This window comes from Alcaligenes faecalis (assembly GCF_009497775.1).
Taxonomy (GTDB): Bacteria; Pseudomonadota; Gammaproteobacteria; order Burkholderiales; family Burkholderiaceae_B; genus Alcaligenes; species Alcaligenes faecalis_D.
The window spans coordinates 2,938,459-2,960,000 of sequence record NZ_CP031012.1 but is presented as its reverse complement, the minus strand read 5'-3'; the positions used below and the strand labels follow the sequence as shown (position 1 = coordinate 2,960,000).

Below are 21,542 nucleotides of genomic sequence, written 5' to 3'. Positions count from 1 at the left end.
GTGCAACGATACCGGGAATACCTCTTGTGTACAGAGCACCCCGAGCTGGCTGTGATGATCAACACGGCAGCCGCCGGGTTGCTGACGGTAAGGGCGATTGAGCCCACGACCGAGAGTTTGCGCCGGGAGCTGGCCAAGCAAGCGGAACCTTTGGTGTTTTTTGACTTTGTTCATGGACAGCATGGGGAAGAGAACGGGCAGGTCGTGACTTTGGTGCGCAGTCTGGCACGACTTGATGCCAGTGTGCAGCGTGTGGCTGTAGGGCGGGCATCCGTGCCTCAAGGCCCCGTCAATGCCTTGCGGGCTGGCGCCAACGAGTTCCTGAATCTGGATACGAACGAGGATCTGCATCATCAGTTGCAGGTGCTGATTGAAAAGCTGGGCCAGACCCAGCACAGCCCTTTGCTGGACAAGCCTTTTCGCAGTGTGCTGTTGATGGGCGCGCGTATTGGTGTCGGTTGCAGTACCGCCGCCAGCAGTCTGGCCTGGCTCTTGCAGCAAGAGATGAACCGCATGGGCAAGGAAGTACGAGGTTTGACCTCGTCCAAGCCCTTGCCGGTGGAATTGGTGCCGCTGTCCGAGCGAGTCGGTTTGCTGGATCTGGGCGCACCCACCGGGGACTGCGCCTTGTACATGGGCCTGGGTTCGGATTTTGACTTCATTCAGGCGGCCTCGCAGCGTCACCGCATGGACGACACCATGCTGCATTCGGCACTGGCGCAACACAGCAGCGGCTTGAATCTGCTGTCTTTGCCTGCCGACGTGAACACCTTGAATCAAATCAGTCTGGAAGATTCGCTGGGTCTGTGCAGTTACTTGCGTGAACGCATGGGCTGCCTGGTGATTGATGCCGGTGGCTTTCCCAACCCGCGCTTTCTGGTGGAGCTGGAATCGCTGGTGGACGAGGTGCTGGTCGTCACTGACCAAAGCATGGGGGCCCTGGTGTCCCTGGCCGAGTTCATGGCCTTGCGTGCGCAGTTTGATGCGCTGGCTAATGTGCGCCTGGTGGTGAATCAGTTTGATCCGGCTTACGGCTTTTCGGGGCAAGCCATTGCCGAGCGCTTTGATCTGGAGCTGGCCGCTGTGCTGCCGGATCGGCGTCTTGGGCATATGCGCAGCGCTGGCCTGGGCAAGATTCTGGTGCAAGTGGATGAGAAGGACCCGTATACCCGTGCCCTGCAAAGTCTGGCATCGGGTTTGACGGGACGCAGGCAGGGGCTGTCGCAAAACAAGGTCAGTACGGTTTTGGGACGGTTGAAATTCAGGTTCGGGGGCTGAACAGGCCCAAGCATGGAAAAGTAAGGCATGAACAATACTTCATTGCTCGGTGGGCGTCCCGACCTGATTCAGGTCCGGGAACAGGCCCATGAACATTTGCTGGCTCGCATCGAAGAGTTGGGAGCCGAGTTTGGCCGCTGGACACGGCAGGCCATACAGGATTTTGTTGGCATCGAATTAGCCAGCTTTGTTCGCTTGAAACGGGTGCCCGTCAACGAACAGGAAGTGCGCGAGATCGTGCAGGCACTGACCCGCGAACTGGCGGGCCTGGGGCCTTTGGAAGACCTGCTGGAAGATCCGGCGGTTGAAGATATTCTGATCAACGGCTACGACAAGCTGTTTGTGTCGCGCGGTGGCGTGTTGGGTCAGGAGCCCAGCGGGTTTACGGATGACCAGCACGTGCTGCGTATCGTGCGCCGCATTCTGGCTCCGTTGGGGCGCAGACTGGACGAGTCGGTCCCGATGGTGGATGCCCGCCTGCCGGATGGTGGCCGCCTGAACGTGGTCATTCACCCCCTGGCGGTGGATGGCCCCATGGTCTCCATCCGTAAGTTCCGCAAGGACCCCTTAAAGCCTGAAGACTTGATGCGTTTGGGCGCGTTTGACGAGCCGGTGGACCGACTGCTGCAAGCCGCTGTGAGATCGCGTTGCAACATTCTGATCTCGGGCGGGACCAGCTCGGGCAAGACGTCCTTGCTGAATGCCCTAGCTTTTTACATCCCCAAAACCGAGCGTGTCGTAACAGTAGAAGATACCGCTGAACTGGCCTTGAATCACCCGCACGTGGTGCGTCTGGAAGCGCGTCAGGCCGGGTATGACGGCAGCGGCGAGATCTCGATTCGGGAACTCTTGCGCAACAGCTTGCGTATGCGTCCGGACCGGGTGGTCGTGGGTGAGGTGCGGGGTGCCGAGGTTATTGACATGCTGCAAGCCATGAATACTGGCCACGAAGGCTCCATGGCCACTATCCACGCCAACTCGCCGCGCGAATGTGTGTATCGCGTGGAAATGCTGGCCGGTTTTGCGGGCTTTCAGGGCAGTGAAGACAGCTTGCGCAGACAGATTGCCAGTGCGCTGGACTTCATTATTCAGATTGGTCGTCTGCCCAATGGCAAGCGCCGGGTGCTGTCCATTACTGAAATTACCGGCATGGGCGATGGCGTGATTGCCATGCAGGAACTGTATCGCCACGAATCTTATGTGCTGGACGATGGCACCGAGCAGGATCGCTGGGTCAGCCTGGGCATTCATCCGCATACCCGCAAGCTGATGCAGTACCGCGATCAGTTGGCTAATGAGCAGGTTCAGGCTCAGGACAACACGCCTAAGGAAGGTGGTGGTTTCTGGGATTGGAGACGCTAAATGATGGCTTTGTATATCGCTTTGGCGGCTGTGATTCTGATGCTGGGCGCTGTGCTGCTCTGGGCCAAGGGTGCCCAGCGCCAGCAGGCCCAGCGTTCGGCACAGGTGCTGGAGCAGCAGCTGGCTTTGCGCCCGGCGGTACAGAGCAGCGTACGAGCCCAGCCCAGCACGCAGGATGCGTGGTTGGGGGCGCCCAAAGGGTGGCGGGAATTCATGCTGCGCACCGGCATTCAGCCCTCGCGCCGTTTTTATCTGATTCTTTTGCTGGGCACGCTGGTGCCGCCTGCCTTGTTGCTGGCCTTTGTCGGTCCCGTTGCGGGTGGGGCCATGCTGCTTGCCACCGTGCTGGGGGCTTATACCTTTCTGTGGTTTCGCAGCGATAAGCGTCACCGCAAGATCGTCTCGCAAATCCCGGACTTTCTGGATCTGATGGTGCGCCTGATCACCATTGGCAACAGTATGGGGGCGGCCTTTTTGAATGCGGCTGACAACACGCCGCAACCTCTGGGCCAGGTATTGCAGGACGCAAACTCCCTGCATCGTTCCGGCCAGGATCTGGATGTGGCCTTGCGTGCCGTTTCGCGTCAGCATGGCCTGCACGAGCTGTTTCTGGTGGCGGCGGTGATCAGTGTGGCGATGCGTTTTGGTGGTCGCAGTGATCAGACCATGGAACGTATGGCTGGCTTCATGCGTGACCGGGAAAACGCCCGTAGCGAGCTGGTGGCCTTGTCTGCCGAGGTGCGCCTGTCCGCCTGGATTCTGGCTTTATTACCGATTCTGATCGGTGTCTACATTCTGATTTTCAATAACGAGCTGTTCCTGACCATGTGGAACGACCCGGTGGGGTTTCGCATGCTGCTGTTCGCAGCGGTCTTGCAGTGTGTGGGTTGTTATTGGCTGTATTGGATGGCGCGCAATGTCTAGGAGCAAGACATGATGGCCTTGGAAGCACAAACCGTTCTGGTCTGGGGAGCTGTGGCTTGCGCTCTGGCTGGCCTGATTCTGTTTGCCTTGTGGTTTCACCACCATTGGCAACAGCGTCAGCAAGCCCTGCGTTTGAGCCAGGTGGTGGATGAACGCCTGAAAGGCGCGCCGCATATGACGCAGGCGCCCAGCCAGTCTCGCCAGACGGTGGAACAGATCAAGATGCAGGCGGGTAGTCTGGGAGAGCGCTGGCTGAAAGGGCGCTTTGGCTCCAGCTTGCTGAGCGAGGAAGATCGCCTGCTGATCATGAATGGGGGCTTCAAGCACATTGATGTGGCGCGGCAGTATTTCGTCCTGAGTCGAGTGGGCCTGAGCATTGCCTTGATTGTCTTGTTCAGCTTGCTGCCCATGACGCGCAGGTTGAATGAATATGTGCCGTTTGTGTCCGTGTTTCTTGGCTTTGCCCTGGGCTGGATGCTGCCCAAATGGTGGCTGGCGCGCCGGGTCTCGCAGCGTCGTTTGCGTATCGCGGCCGAGCTGCCCCTGTTTGTGGACTTGCTGCGTTTGCTGCAAGGCGTGGGCCTGTCCATGGACCAGACCTTGCACACTATCGAGCGCGAGTTCCATGACGTGATTCCCGTCATGGGTTCCGAGTTGACGATTGCCGTCGAGCAATACGCTCGTGGCCGTACTCGCGAACAGTCCTTGGAGCGTATTGCCAGCGGCTTTACCAACGAGGACCTGGCCGTGATCTGCCGCCTGATTGTGCAGGTCGATCAGCACGGTGGTGCGATGCAGGAACCCTTGCACCGCTTCGGTGTGCGCTTGCGCGAGCAGCGTCGTCTGGAGCTGAAAGCCAAGGTGGGCAAATTGACCGTAAAGATGACGGGCGTCATGGTGCTGACCTTGCTGCCTGCCTTGTTGATTATTACTGCGGGGTCAGGTTTTCTGGCCTTGTTCCGTGGCTTGAGCCAAGTGGCCGGAGGGTGACTTTGATGAAAACGTCGACATGGATTCGTCCCTTGATGCGCTGGGCTGCGCTGGGTTTGGGCAGCACCTTGCTGGTGGCGTGTTCCACCACGGATTCCGCCTACGAGCTGGTGCGTCAGCAACAGGAACAGGAAGCCTTTTTGCAGAGCAAGGAAATTGAGCATTGGGAAAAGCGCAAACCGACTGACAAGCAGATGGCGGTACGCATGCTGGAAGAGACGCAAAAACAGGGCCGCTACTTTGCGTCCCTGGCCTATGCCGAAGCCATGGAAAAAGAATATGGCGCAGACCCGGAAGTCATGGTGTTGCGGGCTGAAGCACAGCGTCAAACAGGACAGCTGGAGCAGGCAGCGCACACCTTCAAGGCTCTGTTGAATACGCCGGTTGCCGGACGGGCTTATCAGGGTTTGGGTTTGATTGCCGGCTCGCAAGAGCACTTTGATCAGGCCGCCCATTTCCTGAAACAGGCGGCACAGCAAGACCCCACGAACGCGATTGTGCAAAGCGATCTGGCTTATGCCTACTTGCGTTCCGGTCGCCCTCAGGAGGCACGTCTGGCCTTGGGCAAGGCGGCTGAACTGGCCCCGGACAACCCCAAGATCCTGAGCAATATGGCCTTGTATTTGCTGGTCAGCCAGGAAACGCAACGGGCTGGTTTTGTGATGCAGCAAGCAGGTATGGACGCCGCAACCCAGCAAGCCATTGTGCAGATGGCCGAACAAATTGGACAGGATCTGGAGCAATTGCACGCCCGTCAGCAAATGCAGAAACAACAGGAGCTGCGCATGGCAGCGGCTGCAAAGGATGAGCAGGCCAGAGCCCAGGCCGTGGCATTGAGTCCGGCTACTCCGACGGCGATGGGCCAGGTGGTCTTGAACCGATCCACCCAGGCACAAAACCCGGCCGTGGCTCGTCCTGCCGCGGTCGTGGTTTCGTCTACGCAAGCGGGCCTGAATCGTCCCTTGCTGGAAAGCCTGGGGCCTGTGTCCTCGTCAATGAATTGATTGCCGTTTTTTCAAGGATATCGCAATGAACCGATCCCGCATTTTGGCCTGCTGCACCTTGTTGATGGCCAGTAGTGCCTGGGCGCAGACACAAGCTCCACTGACTGGAACCATGGTTTCAGGCACCAGCACGTACCCGGTCAGCACCAGCCCGGCCGCCGCCAGCAATCAGGGTGTGCATACACCGGCGGCTCCGGCTGCGGCCACAACGCCCGCTGAGCGCCAGCCTTACGAGAAGTACCGCTTGAGTGATGAGGAAGTACACCCCTGGCCGGAAGTGGAAGGCTTGCCCGTGCATGTACAGAACGAGCGTCGTCATATTCCACCACGCCTTGAAGTGGGGCCTGATACCCGCAGCCTGCTCAGCATGCAGGCGGACCCGGATCGTGAAGGCAAGGTTTTGCCGGTGCATGGGGCGGCGGCCAATCTGGCCTGGGAGCGCTATCTGGAGAGCTTCAAGCATCCCATTCCTGAATACATGAAAGAGCGCATCAAAACAAACGGTAGTGATTAAAGCCAACAGGGCTGGAGTGGGTCAGGAGAGCGAGATGAAATGGGGAAGAACTCGAACCCAGAGCGAGCAGGCACACAAGCAACAAGGTTCCATTATTGTGCCTGCGGCCGCCGCATTGCTGGTGGGACTGGTGTTGCTGGGTGCGGCGCACCTGGGGCATAACTTCCATGTGAAGCGGGGGCTGCAAAACGCGGCTGACCTGGCGGCATTGGCGGGGGCGCAGGCCTTGGGTTCCGGGGATGCTCTGGGCTGCCAGCAAGGTGAAAGCATGGCCAGGTTCAGCCTGCGTAGCCAGCCCGATTCGCCTGCTGCGGGTTTGACGGGTGATGGTGCCAAAGTCTTTTGCGGTAAATGGAATAGCAGCCAAAGTGATCCGGCCCAGCGTTTTGTGTCCACCTTGCCCGCTGATTCCGTGCGCGTGCATTTGAGCTATCAGCCGCCTTCCTTGTTCCCTTTTTTCACTTCTTCGGTGATTGAAGCGGTTGCTACCGCCAAGAATAGCGAGCCGGTCGCGACCTTCTCCGTGGGCAGTCGCCTTTTGTCCTTGAAGCGCAATGGTCTGGTCTATAACCTGCTGCGCGGCGTGGGCCTGCGTCCGGATCAGTTGACGGTGCTGGACTCGGCAGGTCTGGTCAATGCCAAGATCACACCTGCTGGTTTGTTGAAAGCCTTGGGATTGCCCGCAACCGTCATCGCTGGTGTCGGTACACCCGAGGAGCTGACACGGTTGGAGCAACTGACCCTGGCCGATCTGCTCAGCGCCAGTCTGGCCTTGCTGGATCAGCAAAAAACATTGGGTCTGGATGTTGGTGCATTGCAGGAATACATACGCTTGCTGCTGGGCGTGGGTCCCCTGGATTTGCCCGTCAAGCTGTTGGGTGATGGCGGTATTCTGGCCTTGATCAATGGTGTTGATCCCTTGTCGGCCTTGAATGTGAATCTGGACGTGCTGCAACTGGTCAACACCGGTTTGGTGGTGGCCAATGGCAAGAATCTGATTGATTTGAACCTGACTGCGCTGCCTTCCGGTTTGACCAATATGTTCAATAACGCACTGGATTTGCGTGTGCGGGTTGTGGAGCCGCCCAGCATCGCCATGGGCGGGATAGGCACTAAAGCGAACTCGGCAGGTGTGCGCGTTTATCTGAATCTGGATACTTCCAAGATTCCATTGGCAGGCCCGATTCTGAAAGTGCTGGGAACCGAAGTCAGCTTGCCGGTCATTATCGAGTTGTCCCAAGCCTCTGGCGAACTGGTCAATATCTGCCGTGCCCCGATTGCCGAGAATCAGGCCACGATTGCGGTCAAATCCTCGCTGGTGAACGTGTGTCTGGGCAAGTTCCCGCATTCGGATTTCTTCTCGACCAGCAATAGCTGCAAGGACGAATCTTTCGGGCAGATCCAGCGCCATCGTGTCATCAATGTGCTGGGTATCCTGCCGTTGACGGCCAAGGTGACGTTGCCCCTGATTGATACTAAAAACCCGGTTCATGTGACGCTGACTGCGCCTCCGGGCGAGCCGTCGGAAGCAACGGTTAACGCGACTCAGCTGGACCTGTCTCGCAGTGTGCGCCTGCTCTCTGATGCGGTTCTGTCGGGCATTCTGGGCGATTTGCTGAACACGCCCTGGAGTGGTGCATCCGGCAAGCGTCAGATGGCAGAAAGTCTGGTCGGTGATGGGGCCGGTCGCTCTATCTCTGCCGTTGTGAACGAGATGAACTGGTCCAAGGAGCGTATGGAGCAACTGTCCCGCACCATGAGCCAGAACGGTTTGATTGGCGTGTTGGGCGGGACTCTGGGCCTGGTTGATAACCTGCTGACGACCTTGCTGGGCGCTCCCTTGAGCGATCTGGCTTGCGTGATTGGCGGTATTGGTGGCCAGAAAGCCATGCGTGATTGCCGGACAGGAGCGGTCGAGGTGCTGGTCTTTAAAGACTCCAACCTGGTAGGTGCCGTATTAAGTCTGGTGGTCGCTTTGTTAGACCCTGTATTGCAAGGTTTGAGTGCGCTGCTGGAAGAACTGCTGAAGTTGCTGGGCCTGAGCCTGGTTGAGGCTGATGTGAAACTTCACGATGTGCAGTGCGGTACTGCCTATCTGGTGCAATAGGGCGGGAGGCGAAGACAGCAATGAGCGTCAGCTTTATGGGTAATGAACCTGTTTTATACGTCTGGGAGGGTAGCTCCGATCTGGTGACGCGTGCCGAGCGCGCCATGGAGCCCAGTTCGGTAGCGGTCATGCGCGTAGAGCCTTCCTTGGTGCTGGACGCCGAGCGCCATCCCACGCGCCATGCGGTTGCCCTGGTGTCCGTCAGCGTGATGGCCCAGGGGCGCTTTGAGCAGCACCAGTGGCTGGTTGAGCACGCCATTCCGGTGATCTGGGTAGCCTCGGAGGACCGAGGCTACGACCCGCGTTTTTACCCCTCGGCCTATTCCTATACCTTGCCACTGTCCTTCAGTCAGGCCGAGCTGCGTACTCTGGTGGCCAAGCTGGCCGGGCTGACCGCACAGGTCGAGCGCGAAGGGCAGGGTGGTCCTCAACCATTAGTAGCCGTATCGCCCGTGATGCGGGCCTTGATTGCTGAAGCGGATATGTACGCCGATAGCGGGGCCAGTGTTCTGATTCATGGTGAAACAGGCGTGGGTAAAGAACGTATTGCTCAATTGCTGCACGAGCGTTCTTCACGTGCGCAAGGGCCCTTTGTTCCGGTGAACTGCGGGGCGGTGCCTGAAGGCCTGTTTGAAGCCCATTTCTTCGGTCATGCGAAAGGGGCTTTTACAGGTGCGATCGGTGCTCATAAAGGTTATTTCGAGCAGGCGGATCAAGGCACCTTGTTCCTGGATGAAATCGGGGATTTGCCCCTGCATCAACAGGTCAAATTGCTGCGAGTACTGGAACAGCGTTCCGTGACGCGCCTGGGGTCGACGCAACAGATTCCGGTTGATTTTCGTATGGTGGCCGCTACTAATAAAAACCTCTTGGGGCTGGTGCAACAAGGCCAGTTCCGTGCGGACTTGTATTACCGTTTGGCCGTGGTTGAGCTGCTGATTCCGAATCTGGAGCAGCGAGGCTCCCAGGAAAAAATCGCCATTTTCTGCGCCTTGCTGGAACAGGCTCTGGAGTGCGATGTCGAGGATATCCCTCAATGGGTTCTGGATGCGGTGGGCAGTATGCGCTTTAACGGCAATGTGCGTGAGCTGGCTAATCTGGTGGAGCGCGTTGCTGTCATGAGCAAGCAGTTTGGGGCCTGGGAGTCGGTGCAGTTGCGACAAGTGCTGGAACGTTTCAACGCACCCGTTATGGCCCCGGCTCTGGCTTTGCCAGAAGGGGCGCCCATTCTGGAGCGGCCCGAGCCCGTTATCAGTCTGAGTGCGCAAGAGCAGGAAGAGCGCGCCCGCATCATCACGGTTCTGGATACGCAGAACTGGCGACGTCAGGATACCGCGGCCGTATTAGGGATTTCTCGTAAAGTCTTGTGGGAAAAGATGCGCAAATTCAACATAAAGGCACAAGATGCGACAAGCCGCGTTTAGAATACGGGCTGATTCTGTGTATCAAGCTAAACACAAAAAATTGATTATCAAGGGATGGGTATGGTGAACCTTAGTCAGAAGACGGCGGTGTTGCTGTCCTTGGGAGGACTTCTTTTATTGTCAGCGTGCAGCTCGGTGTCTTTGGTACAGGAGCCAGAGCGGCCCGTGGTGGCACAAACCCAGGAACAGGATGTTGAAGAAGTAGCCCCGGTTGCGGCTCCGGCTCCTGCACCGGCAGCAGCCCCGGCTTATCACAACACCACCGTGGCTCAGCTGCAGCAGCTGATTCAGGCCCGTGCCGTACAAGAACTGCGTACTGCCTATAACGGTCGCTTTGGTGCCAGCCTGCTGTTCTCTGCCGAGAGCATGACTTACTACGTGGCCCTGTTCCAGCAGCGTGAGTTCTGGCGCGTCTTCAAGACCACCGACGAATCTCTGGCCGAGCGTATGTACACCCAGTACCGTCAGGACACGGTGGACTACGCCGCCGCCGATCTGGAACGCATCAAGTTGCAGGCTGAAGTTGCCAAAGCCGAAAAGCAATTGAATGAAAGCGCCGATCAGCTGACTGTGTTGCAGAACGATCTGGCTTTGCAGCGTCAGCAAGAAGCCTTGGCCATTGCCCAGCGTGAAGAGTCCCGCCGCGAAGCCCAGGCCCTGGCTGAGCAGGAACGCGAAGCCCGTGAGCAGTTGCGTGAATTGCAGCGTCAGATCAAGGATCTGGAACAGCAGCGTGCTGGTATGTTGCAGCGCCAACGCGGTCGCTAAAGATCAGAAAGCTTAGAGCCAAAACCCGCATGGTCTGATGACGATGCGGGTTTTTTTATATCTGCTCAGAACGCCCGGAATGGGCTGAATACATCTTGAAAGTGGAACTGGCGGCTTTAGCCTGGAAGATAGACCTCTCCAGGCTTCAGCCCCCGAACCTGGATGCCGCCCAAAGTCGCTTTTCCAGGGATGACCTTGATCTGTTCAGCCGGGCTGCTTGCGTCTGCTCGCCAGCGCACAGAGCGTGTCCCGTCAGTCTCTGTGTTCAAGGCCTCCGAGGGAATCACCAGGCCGTCTTTCATGCGCCACAGCGTTACCGTCAAACGGGTGCTCATCCCCAGGCGCAGCTTGTCTTTCAGTTCGGAGAGGGGTGTGTCAACGGCGACGCGCACGTCGTAACTGACCCCGCGACCGCCAGTGGTATTGCTTTGTATGGCGATGCTGGCAATCTGGCCTTGCAAGGTCTGTCCTGGAAAGCCATCTCCTGTGATGCGTACCGGCATGCCAATTTGCAGCTGCTGTACATCCATCTCCGATACTTGTGTCAGAACCTGGATCTGCTCCAGCCCCACCACGGTGAGTACAGGTGTGCCTTGGCTGATTTGCAAGCCGGTTTGCAGGCTCAAGGGCTTGCTGCCATCCGCGCTCTTTGCTGGAATCACAAATCCGGCAAAGGGGGCTTTCAGGTCTTGCTGTTCAACTTGTCTTAGCAAGTCCTGATAGCGAGCCTGAGCATTGCTCAAGCTCATCTCGGCAATCTTGCGGTCCTCGCCTTGTCCGCGAGCCTGAATCAGGCGTAGTTCTTCTTTTGCTGAAATCAGACTTTGTTCCTGGGTTTGCAGTTGTTGGGTCAGCGTATCTACCTCCATGCGGGCGACGATGCCACGTTCAAACAGCGCACGGGTATCTCGCAAATTCGCCTGTACGTTCGCCAGGCTGGACTGCGCCGCATGCAGTGCTCGTTTGGAGCGGGCAACGTCGGGGCTGCTATCCCAGTTTTGCAATTGCTCCAGTTCTCGTTGGGCCTTCAGAAGTTCTGATTGCGCTTGTCGCAGCTGGATTTCGATCTGGCCCGGATCAAGGCGCAGCAGGGTTTGGCCCGCGGCCACATTCTGGCCTTCCTGCGCCAGCACTTCGCGGATCAGACCATTGAAAGGGGCGGCCAGCGTGGCTTGCTGAACAGGCTCTATGGTGCCCACCAGGCCCAGGGTGTTTTCCAGAGTCTGTGGCTGAATAAGCAGCCAGGTGCCGCTTGATAGAGGGGGAGGGGCCGGCTGCGTGCGCAGTCCCAGCCAGGTCCCGCCTATCAAGAGCAGGACGATCAGCAAAGCCAGATAGATTTTGCTATGACGTCGTTCGGGTTTGGGATGCATGCGTTTAGTCATCGTTCAAGGAAATGTCCCAGCTTTGCAGGGTGGTGCCCAGGGTTTGATCCAGCTCGGCCTGCGCATTCAGATAGCTGATCAAAGCGTTCAGGCGGGAGTTTTCGGCATTGCGCAGATCATTCTCAAAGCTCAAGACCTGGAAGTTGCTGGAGCGGCCCACGGCCAGTTTTTCGCGCTCAATATCCAGCTTGCGGCGTGACAGTTCCAGGCTGCGCTGGGCAATTTCATATTGCCGCCAGCGGGTGGCAATATTGCGCGTGGCATTGGTCACATCGCGCGTCAGTTGCTGGCGGGCTTCGGCCAACTGAATGTCTTGCTTGTTGACGCTGACCTCGGCCTGGACCTGTGCCTGACGACGGCTGGGATCACCAATTGGAATCTCCACCTGCAAGCCGATGTAGTTGTTCCAGCTACGAGCCGAATGTCCAAAAGAGCCGCGATCACGAGCCTGGCTGGCACCGGCAATCAGCGACACATCCCAGAGTTGATCGTTGTTGGCTACGTCCCGGTTGATGGCGATTTGTTCGCGAGCAATCAGTTGGCTCAGGTAGGAGGGCTGGGAGGAAAGCGCTTCCTGCAGGGCCTGTTCGGTTTGAATGTCTATGCGTTCCGCGTGCAGCGCATCGGCCGCGACAATAGGGGTGTGCAGATCCAGGGCCAGCAGTTGCAGCAAGGCCAGGCGGGTCATATCCAGTTGATGGCGGGTTTCTTCGTAGGACAGCTCTTGCGAGGCGACACCGGCCTCGGCCTGGACGATTTCAAACTCGGCCATGCGGCCTGCAGCGATCAGTGCCCGGTTGACCTCAATGAGCCGATGCGCTCGATCCAGTGAATCCTGCATGATCTTCACTTGCTCCTGCGCCTGCAACAGAGCGCGGTAGGAGGCAATGATCTGGGTGATGGTGCCTGAAACCGTGGACTTCAGATTCAGACGGTTGATCTGCTCGGCCAACTGAGCCTGGCGCACAGGGGCGGTGGCAATGTCTTTGCCTGCCCCCCGCAACAAGGGTTGGATCACGGCAATATTGGCACCGTCATTCTGCGCCCAGCCAGCATGCTTGGCCTGGTTGTGGTGATAGGCCCAACCCAGACTGACACGCGTGCCATACGGGGTCAGCAAGCTTGCGGTGGGTGTCAGACTGGCGTCTTGCAGGCGGTCGCTCTGGTTGCGGCTGGAGCGATACGTACTGTTCAGCATCAGCTTGGGAGTGAAGCGGTCTTCCGCGACGTAGAGACTGAATTTTTGGGCAACACGATCCAGGTAGGCGCTGCGAATCGCCCGGTTATTGCGTAGCCCAAGATAAATGGCATCACTGAGCGTCAGCTCTATGGTTTGAGCCTGAAGCGACACGGTATCCACGGTCGGCGATGGTTCTCCTGGGCGGGTCGCGTGGGAGGGCTGCAAGGAGGGGGCCGCCTGGGCTGGAAAATGGCCTGACAGGAGGCCCATGATGAGAGCAAGCAGGTAACGCTTAATCATGGCGCAAGGCCCTGACGGGCTCCAACCGTGCTGCCGACAAGGCAGGATACAGTCCAAAAAACAGCCCGGTGGCCAGTGCACTGCCTATCCCTAGTGGCAGGGCAAGCCAGGACAGGGAAAAAGCGGCCCAATTGGAAAAGAGCACAAACAAGTAGGCAGCACCTATACCCAGCAACGCACCGAATACAGCCCCTGCAATAGACAAGAAGACAGCCTCCAGCAAAAACAGGCGGCCTATATCCTTAGCGCGTGCTCCCAAGGCCATACGCACACCGATCTCTTGTCTGCGTTCACTGACGCTCATCACCATCACATTCATCACGCCTATGCCACCGGCCAGCAGGGAGATCACGCTCAGGCTGATCAGCAGCCAGGAGAACAGCTGGGACTGCTGGGCTTTGCTGGCAACCAGCAGCTGTGGGCTTTGTACCTGAATATCAAAGCCTGGTATTTGTTGTGATAACCAGCTCTGTAGTTCTGAAGCGGCCTGGGGCGGTGGTTCGTCCGAGTAGCTACGCGCAATGACACTGCTGATGTGCAGGTTAGGGCTGAGGCGCTTTACACCGCCTAAAGGCAACAGGACGACATGGTCTACAGAGACGGGAATCAGCGGATTCCAGCCTTGTTCCTGCAAAATCCCCACGACTTCAAAGAGATAATTACCTAGCTGAATGGAGCTGCCCACCTCTACGGTGGCACCCAACTGGTTTAGCTCGGCCGCCCGTTTGGCGCCCAATACGGCGAAGGTACTTTGATGGTCAAAGTCGCTCAGCAATCGGCCTTGTGCCACCTGGAGATTCAAAGCCTGATTCAAAGTGGTGTCGCTGGCCAGAATCACTGTTCCGTCTATCTTCTTGTGCCACTGGATTTCTGCACTGTTCAGGATCAGGGGGGTGACGCTACGCAGACTGGGTACGGCCTGTGGCAAGGTGCTGCTATTGAGTTGCAGTGGTGTGTCAGGCGGGTTTGGTGCATGTCTGGAAGGTTGTACGGTGGCAATCAGCAGATCGCTGCCCATATTGCGGAACACTTGCATGGCTTCTTGCTGGGCATTGTGCCCAATAGTCGATAGGGCAACGACGGCGGCACAGCCAATCGCAATACCCAGTAGCGCCAGAATGGAACGTCGCCCCAACAGGCGCAGATTGCTCCAGGACTCCTGCAGCATTTGTGCTGCGGACAGCCCGTAGGCCGAGTGATCGGGCAGGGGGGCAGATTTTGCATGAAGCAGGCTGGGTTCAGTCCTCATACACCCGACCGTCTCGCATATGCAGGCAACGAGCCATACGGCTGGCGATCGTGTTGTCATGGGTGACCACAATCAGCGTGGTGTGATGCTCTTTATTCAGGGCCAGCAGCAGCGCCATGATGTCCTCGGCTGTTTGCGAGTCCAGATTGCCGGTAGGTTCATCGGCCAGTAACAGGGCGGGCTTGCCGATCAGGGCACGGGCAATGGCAACCCGTTGACGTTGTCCGCCCGACAGGTCGGCAGGCAGATGGTGACTGCGCTGCTCCAAACCAACTTGCTTGAGCTGGATCTGGGCGGCTTCGCGAGCAGTTTGGCGGGGCAGCCCACGGTACAACAGGGGCAAGGCCACATTGTCCAGAGCATCCAGGCGGGGCAAGAGATTGAAGCTTTGGAACACGAAACCAATGCTCTGATTGCGCATCATGGCTCGCTGATCCGAAGAGGCTCCCGTTTGGTCCAGGCCATTCAGAAATACGCGGCCCTGAGTGGGCTCGTCCAGCAAACCAATCAAATTAAGCAGGGTGCTTTTTCCTGAACCGGAGGCACCGACAAGGGCACAGCTCTGGCCAGCCGGAATGGACAGGCTGACATCGTGCAGGACGGCTTGGGTAGAGGCACCGGTTGAATAATGGTGCGTAATGTGTTGCAGCTGAATCATGAAGAAACTTGTCTCGATACTGCGATGTTATGAACGTTTTTTTAATCCTGTTTTTTTAAAAAATTAATAGGTGCCTTATGGTTATTTTTATTTGGCACCGTATTTAAATAATCAGCGCTGCTGATTTTTCAATACTACTGCATGGTGAATTCAACCGACCAATTTCCAGTAATTGGATCGGTAGAGGTAATTGTCGCGGTGCAAATTGCGCCACCCGAGCCTTCAGTCTCTTTGCCCCATTCGGGTCCGGTCATGCCCCCAAAGATAGGCTCGGAAATATAGCCTGAGGTGAAAAAGCATTCCTTGCCTCCGGTGGCCGGTGGTGTGGTGGCCTGATACTTCAAAACCAGAAGGTAAAAGGGCCCTGCAGGCTTGGGATTTACTTGAAAGGAATTGGTGCCAGAGGAGGAAATTGATGTTGCTGGCTTGGGATTGGCAGCCGCATAGGTATCTATTTCTTCCAGACTTTGCACGGTGTTGTAGACCGTGCCAGTGCTCAGGTTTTTAATGGTGACAGTAGCAGTGGGGGCGGCTTGTACTGCACTCGGGATTATGACTGCTGTATTTAGAGAAAAGGCTAAAAAATAATTATAAATTTTCATTTTAACTATCTCCATTTTAAGTTTTTTTTTATTTTTAATATTTTTTGCGTTTTAGTTTTTTTTGATTATTTTTTTATGATTAGTTGTTGGTGGATTTAATTTTTCAAAAAATTTACTTCATTGTTGCTTCAATAGATACTGCACGGGTTATTGGGTCGTAAGATGTGATGTTAACTGTACAAATAGCCCCCCTTCGCTATGTAAAATATTAACTACTGGAGTAGGTATCAAACCATTGTTATTGTTGGGATAGTCGTAAATGGCATGAAATCCACATTTTTTTAAACTGGGAAAAGCTTCTGTATAAGGTAGATATACGGAAAAAATAGGAACGTAGTAGCCTAAAGAGATAGTATATTCATCGGATTCAGATGGTGGGATTGTTTTTTTGGGGTTGGGGATGCTTTTGTCTTAGCAATGTTGTAGGTATAAGTGTCAATCTCTAAGTTAATAGGTTTGGTTCCCTGGTTTTTAATTGTGATAGTTATTGGTGGTGTGGATTCCGCAAAAGTTACTAAAGGGGTTATTGATAAAATGGCTGCAAAAATAAATTTGTTTTCCCATGTTTTCAATTGAATAACTCCTTACGGTTATATATATAAATTGGATTTTTATAAATAGCCAAAAATTAACTTATGATGACGTTGCTACCTTATTGCATCGTCACTTCAATGGCCCATGCATGAGTTATGGGATTGTAGGAAGTCACCGTTGCTGTGCACGTTGCTCCACCTTCTGAACCCAAGACACTCACAGTCGGAGCTGGGTGAGGTGCAAGTGGGTTAAGAGGGTATTGATGGACTGCTCGAAAACCACATTTTTTATCTGGCGAGGATGGGTATGGACCTTTCCCTTGGTAAGGAAGAAACACTATTAACCTCTCTAGTTCATAGCTGAACGCGATGGTGTAAGTGTCTGAGCTCGCAGGTGCAATGAAGGTTTGCGGCGTAGGTACACCATAGTCTATGGCGATGTTATCGCCGGAGTTGATCCGCTTTAATTCAATAGGCACTGATCCCAGGTTCTTAACGGTGACGGTAAGAGGTGCGGTGGGATAGGCAAGGGCAAGAGTAGGGCCCAGCAATGCAGCTCCTACGACCCACTTAAAAGCTAGTTTTTTAAGTTTCATTTTGACGTTCTCCGTAAAAATAAAGGGTGCTTGGTGCTTGGTGCTTGGTGCTTGGTGCTGATAAAGGATTTTTATAATTTATTGCTTTTTTTGAAGTCTACATTTTTTTATTTTGTTTGGTAGGCTTTGTGTTTTTTTTGTTTGCCGCCTTAATTTTTAATCTCTATCTTTTGTTTTTCTAAATTTTTTCCTATGTTAAATTGGTTTTATATTTATAATTTTTTGCGGCTAACTTTTTTGTTTATGGTTTTTTGTTATTTGTAAATAACAAAAATTTATATAATAAAGTTTTCTTTATTGGCGGTTTTTTTAGGCTTTCTGTTAGCCATTTTCTGCTGGGTTAACCCCATTCTTATTGATTTTGATCCCATGGCTCCAAACAAAAAAAGACCCGAAACTCGGGTCTTTTAATTTCCTGCTGGATAGAAGTCTAAAGCTAGCGGGACAAGTACCGCATCGCCTCTTCCAGCCCTGCGCTGGTAACGGGGTACATATGGTCGGACATCAGGTTCTGAATGATGGCGATGGACTGGCGGTAGGGCCAGTAAGCCTGCGGCTCGGGGTTGAGCCAGGCAACGCGGGGCCAGTGGTCGTTCAGCCTTTGCAGCCAGGCTGCGCCGGTTTCCTTGTTGTAGTGCTCAACAGAACCGCCTGGAGCCATGATCTCGTAAGGACTCATGGTGGCGTCACCCACAATAATGATGCGCCAGTCCTCGTTGTACTTGCGCAGCAAGTCCCATGTTTCCAGCCTTTCGCTTTGGCGGCGTGAGTTGTTCCGCCATACCGATTCATACACGCAGTTATGGAAGTAGTAGGCCTCCAGGTGTTTGAATTCGGAACGCGCGGCCGAGAACAGGGCTTCCACCTGAGCGATGTGATCATCCATGCTGCCGCCTATATCCAGCAGCATCAGCACATTAACGCGGTTTTGTCGCTCGGCCTGCATTTGCAGATCCAGCATGCCGGCGTTGCGAGCTGTCTCGCGTATGGTGCTGTCCAGATCCAGCTCGGTGGGGGCGCCCTGGCGGGCAAAGCGGCGCAGGCGTCGCAACGCCATTTTGAAGTTGCGTGTGCCCAGCTCTTGCTGGTCGTCGTAATCCACGAACTCGCGCTTTTCCCAGACCTTGATGGCCGTACGGTTCCCCGCAGAAGGGCCGCCGATACGGATACCTTCGGGGTGATAGCCGCCGTGTCCAAAAGGTGAAGAGCCGCCCGTGCCAATCCATTTGTTGCCACCTGCATGTCGCCCTTGCTGCTCTTTCAGGCGTTCCTTGAACATCTCCAGCAGTTTTTCAAGGCCATGCTTTTCCAGCGCGGCTTTTTGTTCCGGGGTCAGGTTGCGCGTCAAGGTTTTACGCAGCCAGTCCTCGGGCAGGGTTTTATCTTTGGCCAGCGCTTCCAGCTGCGGTTGATAGAACTCGCCAAAGGCCAGATCAAAGCGGTCGTACAGCGTTTCGTCCTTGATCAGCACCAGTCTGGACAGATGATAGAAGTCGTCCAGCGTGGGCGGCATGATGCCTTTGCACAGGGCGTCCAGCAGCGTCAGGTGTTCCTGAATGGAAACCGGCAGGCCGCGTTCGCGCAGGTGGTAGAAGAAATCAAGCAACATGGCCGTACTGCCTTAGTTTGTCCAGCAAGTGGGCGCGGGTATCGGGCCACTCGCCTGCCATCAGGCTGTAGAACATGGTGTCGCGTATCGTGCCGTCGCGGCGCATGGCGTGGTGGCGAATCCGCCCATCAAAACGCGCCCCCAGGCGGGTGATCGCTTGTTGGGATTTGAAGTTCAGATGGTCCGTGCGCCAGCCTACGACTCCGGCTCCCAGGGTCTCGAATGCATGTTGCAGCAAGAGCAGCTTGGCCGCGGTATTGATGTGACTGCGCTGGGCGCTGCGAGCGTACCAGGTGTAGCCGATTTCCAGGCGGGCCACTGGCGCAATAATGTCGTGATAGCGCGTGGTGCCGACAGCTCGGTCGGTTGTCAGGTCACGCACCAGAAAGGGCAGCATATGGCCTTGATCCAGACCGTCTAGCGCCTTTTGCACATAGTCTTGGGCCTGGCCTGGAGCGGGGACGCTGGTCACACGCACATTCCAAAGCTCGCCATCGGTCGCAGCCGCTTCCAGCAATTCCACATGCGCCAGTTGTAAAGGCTCCAGACGCACTCCCCATCCTTCCAGCGTCAGGGGAGCGATGGCTTGGGAAAAAGCGCTTGTTTGCATATCAGCTCCGGCGCTGGCTGCGTTGGCTCATGGCGGCCAGGCGCTGCATCAAGGACAAGTCCTGTTCGTTCTTCAGCAAGGCTCCGGCCATGGGAGGCAGGCCTTCATCCAGCTCGTGCAGGGCATCGGCAGGAATGTCGTTGGCCAGCAGCAGACGCAGCCAATCCAGAAATTCCGAGGTGGAGGGTTTCTTCTTCAGGCCAGGGACATCACGCAGGGCAAAGAAGGTGTCCAGGGCGCTGGACAGAATATCGCTGCGCAGATTGGGGTAGTGCACGGCCACAATCTGTTCCATGGTCTCGCGTTCGGGGAAGCGAATGTAGTGGAAGAAACAGCGGCGCAGGAAGGCGTCGGGCAGATCTTTTTCGTTATTGGACGTAATGATGATCAAGGGGCGATGACGCGCGGTAACGGTCTGGCGAGTCTCGTAAACATGAAACTCCATGCGGTCCAGTTCCTGCAGCAAGTCATTGGGGAACTCGATATCGGCCTTGTCGATTTCGTCGATCAGCACCACGGTGGGTTCGTCGGACTCGAAGGCTTGCCACAGGGTGCCTTGAACAATGTAGTTGCCAATATCGCGGACTTTTTCATCGCCCAATTGGGAATCACGCAGACGCGAGACAGCGTCATATTCATACAGTCCCTGATGCGCTTTAGTGGTGGACTTGATGTGCCATTGCAGCAGGGGGCGTCCCAGTGCGCGGGCCACTTCTACCGCCAGCAAGGTTTTTCCGGTACCGGGCTCACCTTTGATCAGCAAAGGGCGTTGCAGTGTCAGGGCGGCGTTGACAGCCAGCTTCAAATCATCAGTGGCAACGTATTGATCGGTGCCTTCAAAACGGGTCGCAGTAGTCATAAGTCGGCTCAAACTTGTACTTAAAATGTTGATCTGTCAAGAATAGAAACTCGGGTATAAATACTAGTATCAGTCATCCTTGGCAATTATCATACAATCGACTCAGTACTCGTCGGTCAGCATCACAGAGCCAGGTGTCGCGTTGATTCACCTTTTGCTGCAATAGACGCAGAGCCTGACCCGGACCGTTTTCAACTCCACGACAAAGCGAATAGCGATGATGAAGTTGCAAATGAAGCGGTATGTCTCTTTCTTTCTTCTGGCCTCAAGCTCCTGTCTGCTGTCAGCAGCTCAGGCGCAGGATTCCGAGCCGATCAAGGCCAATCCCGAGGCAGCGCGCGACAAGATCTCCATGTGTATAGGCTGTCATGGCTTGCCTGGTTACAAGGCAAGCTTTCCCGAGGTCTATCACGTCCCCATGATTGCCGGGCAGGGGGCTGCTTATATAGAAGCAGCGCTCAAGGAGTATGCCAGCGGTGCTCGAACCTTCCCCACCATGCAAGCCATTGCGCTGAGCTTGTCCGAACAGGACATGGCGGATATTGCCGCGTATTACGCGGGCAACAAACCTTAAGGACGGGGAGGCACGTATGAGAAAAACAGTCTTGCTGGTGGCAATGGGGCTGATGAGCGTAGTGGGTGGTCAGGCAATGGCTGCTGAAGATCTGGCCAAGGCAGGCGGGGAAGCCTGGAAGAATCTGAACTGCGCATCCTGTCATGGTGACGATGCGAAAACGCCCTTGAACCCGGAATATCCCATTCTGGCAGGCCAGCATGCGGATTATTTGCGGCAGGCCCTGATGGCCTATCAGCGTGGTCAGGCCGGGGCACCGGCAACGTCCAATATTCGCAAGAATGCGGTGATGGGGGCGATGGCCAACACCATGAGCCAGGCGGATATTGACAGTATTTCTGTCTGGCTGTCGCGTCAGCCCGGCCCCTTGAGCAATAGAAAGTAAAGCAGCCTGTGGCTTTAGTCGCGTGTGCTGTGGCGCAAGATCAATTCGATATAGCGCTCGTTGTTCAGCGGTGTGCCCAGACGTTGTGCCTCCCAGATCACCTCGCCCAGCGCTTCCATGATGATATGCGCTGCGGCGTGCTGGTCGTGCTTGGCCAGCAAGCGCTGATACGCGCCCTTGATGCCCGGAGGCTGGTCAATGGATAGCTGCTCATTGATGGCCAGATGCATGGACAGGTGCAGGAAGGGGTTGCTGCGCCCTTGTTCCACGGAATAGTCCTGGTTGACGGCGTCGGCGTTGCGCAAGTCGTCGTGGTATTCAGGGTGCTGTTGCACCAGATCCACCGCCATGGTTTCCAAAGCGGTCAGCAGATGACCACTTTGGTGCTTGTCCCAAGCTTCAATGAAAAATTGGCGAACCTGCTCGCGAGAGGGGTTGAACATGGTGGAATCGAGAAAAAAATAGTCGGAAAATACGAATCTTCGGCGCGCGTTTGACGTGAAACGGTGGGGGCGCAAGGCCGGCACAAGCTGCAATCGGGGCCGTGTAGAATGGATAAGTTGTCAAGAATGCAAGCATTTTTGGCAAGCTTTGAGTTTACAGGTGCCTGAATACGCGCGAATTAAGTTAA

General features: G+C 55.8%; 21 protein-coding genes. 11 read left to right on the top strand and 10 right to left on the bottom strand.

The window, feature by feature from the left end:
* Genes DUD43_RS13785 through DUD43_RS13745 form a run of 9 tightly spaced genes read left to right on the top strand, consistent with a single transcriptional unit; the run spans position 1 to position 10,371 of the window.
* Positions 1-1,278 (top strand): AAA family ATPase, encoded by a 1,278-nt coding sequence (locus DUD43_RS13785; RefSeq protein ID WP_228125794.1) that lies wholly within the window; start codon positions 1-3, stop codon positions 1,276-1,278.
* Between the two features lie 27 nt (positions 1,279-1,305).
* Positions 1,306-2,640 (top strand): CpaF family protein, encoded by a 1,335-nt coding sequence (locus tag DUD43_RS13780; RefSeq protein WP_045930274.1) that lies wholly within the window; start codon positions 1,306-1,308, stop codon positions 2,638-2,640.
* Positions 2,641-3,564 (top strand): type II secretion system F family protein, encoded by a 924-nt coding sequence (locus tag DUD43_RS13775; protein WP_060186403.1) that lies wholly within the window; start codon positions 2,641-2,643, stop codon positions 3,562-3,564. It begins immediately after the preceding gene.
* A gap of 9 nt (positions 3,565-3,573) precedes the next feature.
* A complete protein-coding gene (locus tag DUD43_RS13770) occupies positions 3,574-4,554 on the top strand; it encodes a type II secretion system F family protein (protein WP_153230720.1) in 981 nt (326 codons plus the stop codon).
* A 5-nt stretch (positions 4,555-4,559) separates the two neighbouring features.
* Positions 4,560-5,558, top strand: coding sequence for a tetratricopeptide repeat protein (locus tag DUD43_RS13765; RefSeq protein ID WP_153230719.1), 999 nt, complete (start codon positions 4,560-4,562; stop codon positions 5,556-5,558).
* 25 nt (positions 5,559-5,583) lie between these two features.
* Positions 5,584-6,072: a DUF3613 domain-containing protein gene (locus tag DUD43_RS13760; protein ID WP_153230718.1), complete on the top strand. Its 489-nt coding sequence runs from the start codon at positions 5,584-5,586 to the stop codon at positions 6,070-6,072.
* Positions 6,073-6,106: 34 nt separating this feature from the next.
* Positions 6,107-8,179, top strand: a complete 2,073-nt coding sequence (locus DUD43_RS13755; protein ID WP_153230717.1) for a pilus assembly protein TadG-related protein — start codon at positions 6,107-6,109, stop codon at positions 8,177-8,179.
* A 20-nt stretch (positions 8,180-8,199) separates the two neighbouring features.
* Positions 8,200-9,603 (top strand): sigma 54-interacting transcriptional regulator, encoded by a 1,404-nt coding sequence (locus DUD43_RS13750; protein WP_153230716.1) that lies wholly within the window; start codon positions 8,200-8,202, stop codon positions 9,601-9,603.
* A 60-nt stretch (positions 9,604-9,663) separates the two neighbouring features.
* The gene (locus DUD43_RS13745; protein WP_194273396.1) at positions 9,664-10,371 is read left to right on the top strand and encodes a DUF2968 domain-containing protein; all 708 of its coding nucleotides are present in this window, start codon (positions 9,664-9,666) and stop codon (positions 10,369-10,371) included.
* A gap of 116 nt (positions 10,372-10,487) precedes the next feature.
* On the opposite strand, the gene DUD43_RS13740 is transcribed toward DUD43_RS13745, so the two are convergent.
* The 9 genes from DUD43_RS13740 to DUD43_RS13700 all read right to left on the bottom strand — a co-directional run bounded on the left by DUD43_RS13740 (position 10,488) and on the right by DUD43_RS13700 (position 19,952).
* On the bottom strand, positions 10,488-11,756 hold the full coding sequence (locus DUD43_RS13740; protein ID WP_153230715.1) for an efflux RND transporter periplasmic adaptor subunit: 1,269 nt from the start codon (positions 11,754-11,756) through the stop codon (positions 10,488-10,490).
* Positions 11,749-13,236: a TolC family protein gene (locus DUD43_RS13735; protein ID WP_153230714.1), complete on the bottom strand. Its 1,488-nt coding sequence runs from the start codon at positions 13,234-13,236 to the stop codon at positions 11,749-11,751. Before DUD43_RS13735 ends, DUD43_RS13740 begins: the two co-directional genes overlap by 8 nt.
* Positions 13,229-14,485, bottom strand: coding sequence for an ABC transporter permease (locus tag DUD43_RS13730; protein WP_153230713.1), 1,257 nt, complete (start codon positions 14,483-14,485; stop codon positions 13,229-13,231). Before DUD43_RS13730 ends, DUD43_RS13735 begins: the two co-directional genes overlap by 8 nt.
* Positions 14,475-15,143, bottom strand: a complete 669-nt coding sequence (locus DUD43_RS13725) for an ABC transporter ATP-binding protein (RefSeq protein WP_153230712.1) — start codon at positions 15,141-15,143, stop codon at positions 14,475-14,477. Before DUD43_RS13725 ends, DUD43_RS13730 begins: the two co-directional genes overlap by 11 nt.
* Before the next feature lie 134 nt (positions 15,144-15,277).
* Complete coding sequence (locus DUD43_RS13720; RefSeq protein WP_153230711.1) at positions 15,278-15,745, bottom strand: hypothetical protein; 468 nt, start codon at positions 15,743-15,745, stop codon at positions 15,278-15,280.
* Positions 15,746-16,397: 652 nt separating this feature from the next.
* Positions 16,398-16,874: a hypothetical protein gene (locus DUD43_RS13715; RefSeq protein WP_153230710.1), complete on the bottom strand. Its 477-nt coding sequence runs from the start codon at positions 16,872-16,874 to the stop codon at positions 16,398-16,400.
* Between the two features lie 436 nt (positions 16,875-17,310).
* Positions 17,311-18,483, bottom strand: a complete 1,173-nt coding sequence (locus tag DUD43_RS13710) for a vWA domain-containing protein (protein WP_153230709.1) — start codon at positions 18,481-18,483, stop codon at positions 17,311-17,313.
* Positions 18,473-19,093: a GNAT family N-acetyltransferase gene (locus DUD43_RS13705; protein WP_153230708.1), complete on the bottom strand. Its 621-nt coding sequence runs from the start codon at positions 19,091-19,093 to the stop codon at positions 18,473-18,475. Before DUD43_RS13705 ends, DUD43_RS13710 begins: the two co-directional genes overlap by 11 nt.
* 1 nt (position 19,094) lies before the next feature.
* On the bottom strand, positions 19,095-19,952 hold the full coding sequence (locus DUD43_RS13700) for an AAA family ATPase (RefSeq protein ID WP_153230707.1): 858 nt from the start codon (positions 19,950-19,952) through the stop codon (positions 19,095-19,097).
* A gap of 217 nt (positions 19,953-20,169) precedes the next feature.
* Between DUD43_RS13700 and DUD43_RS13695 the strand changes: the two genes are divergently transcribed.
* Together DUD43_RS13695 and DUD43_RS13690 are read left to right on the top strand one after the other, a co-directional pair.
* Positions 20,170-20,526 carry a c-type cytochrome gene (locus DUD43_RS13695; protein ID WP_152602615.1) on the top strand — a complete coding sequence of 119 codons (357 nt, stop codon included), beginning with the start codon at positions 20,170-20,172 and terminating at the stop codon, positions 20,524-20,526.
* A gap of 16 nt (positions 20,527-20,542) precedes the next feature.
* Positions 20,543-20,911: a c-type cytochrome gene (locus DUD43_RS13690; protein WP_153230706.1), complete on the top strand. Its 369-nt coding sequence runs from the start codon at positions 20,543-20,545 to the stop codon at positions 20,909-20,911.
* A gap of 14 nt (positions 20,912-20,925) precedes the next feature.
* On the opposite strand, the gene DUD43_RS13685 is transcribed toward DUD43_RS13690, so the two are convergent.
* The gene (locus DUD43_RS13685) at positions 20,926-21,354 is read right to left on the bottom strand and encodes a DUF1841 family protein (RefSeq protein WP_035272115.1); all 429 of its coding nucleotides are present in this window, start codon (positions 21,352-21,354) and stop codon (positions 20,926-20,928) included.
* Between the last annotated feature and the right edge of the window lie 188 nt (positions 21,355-21,542).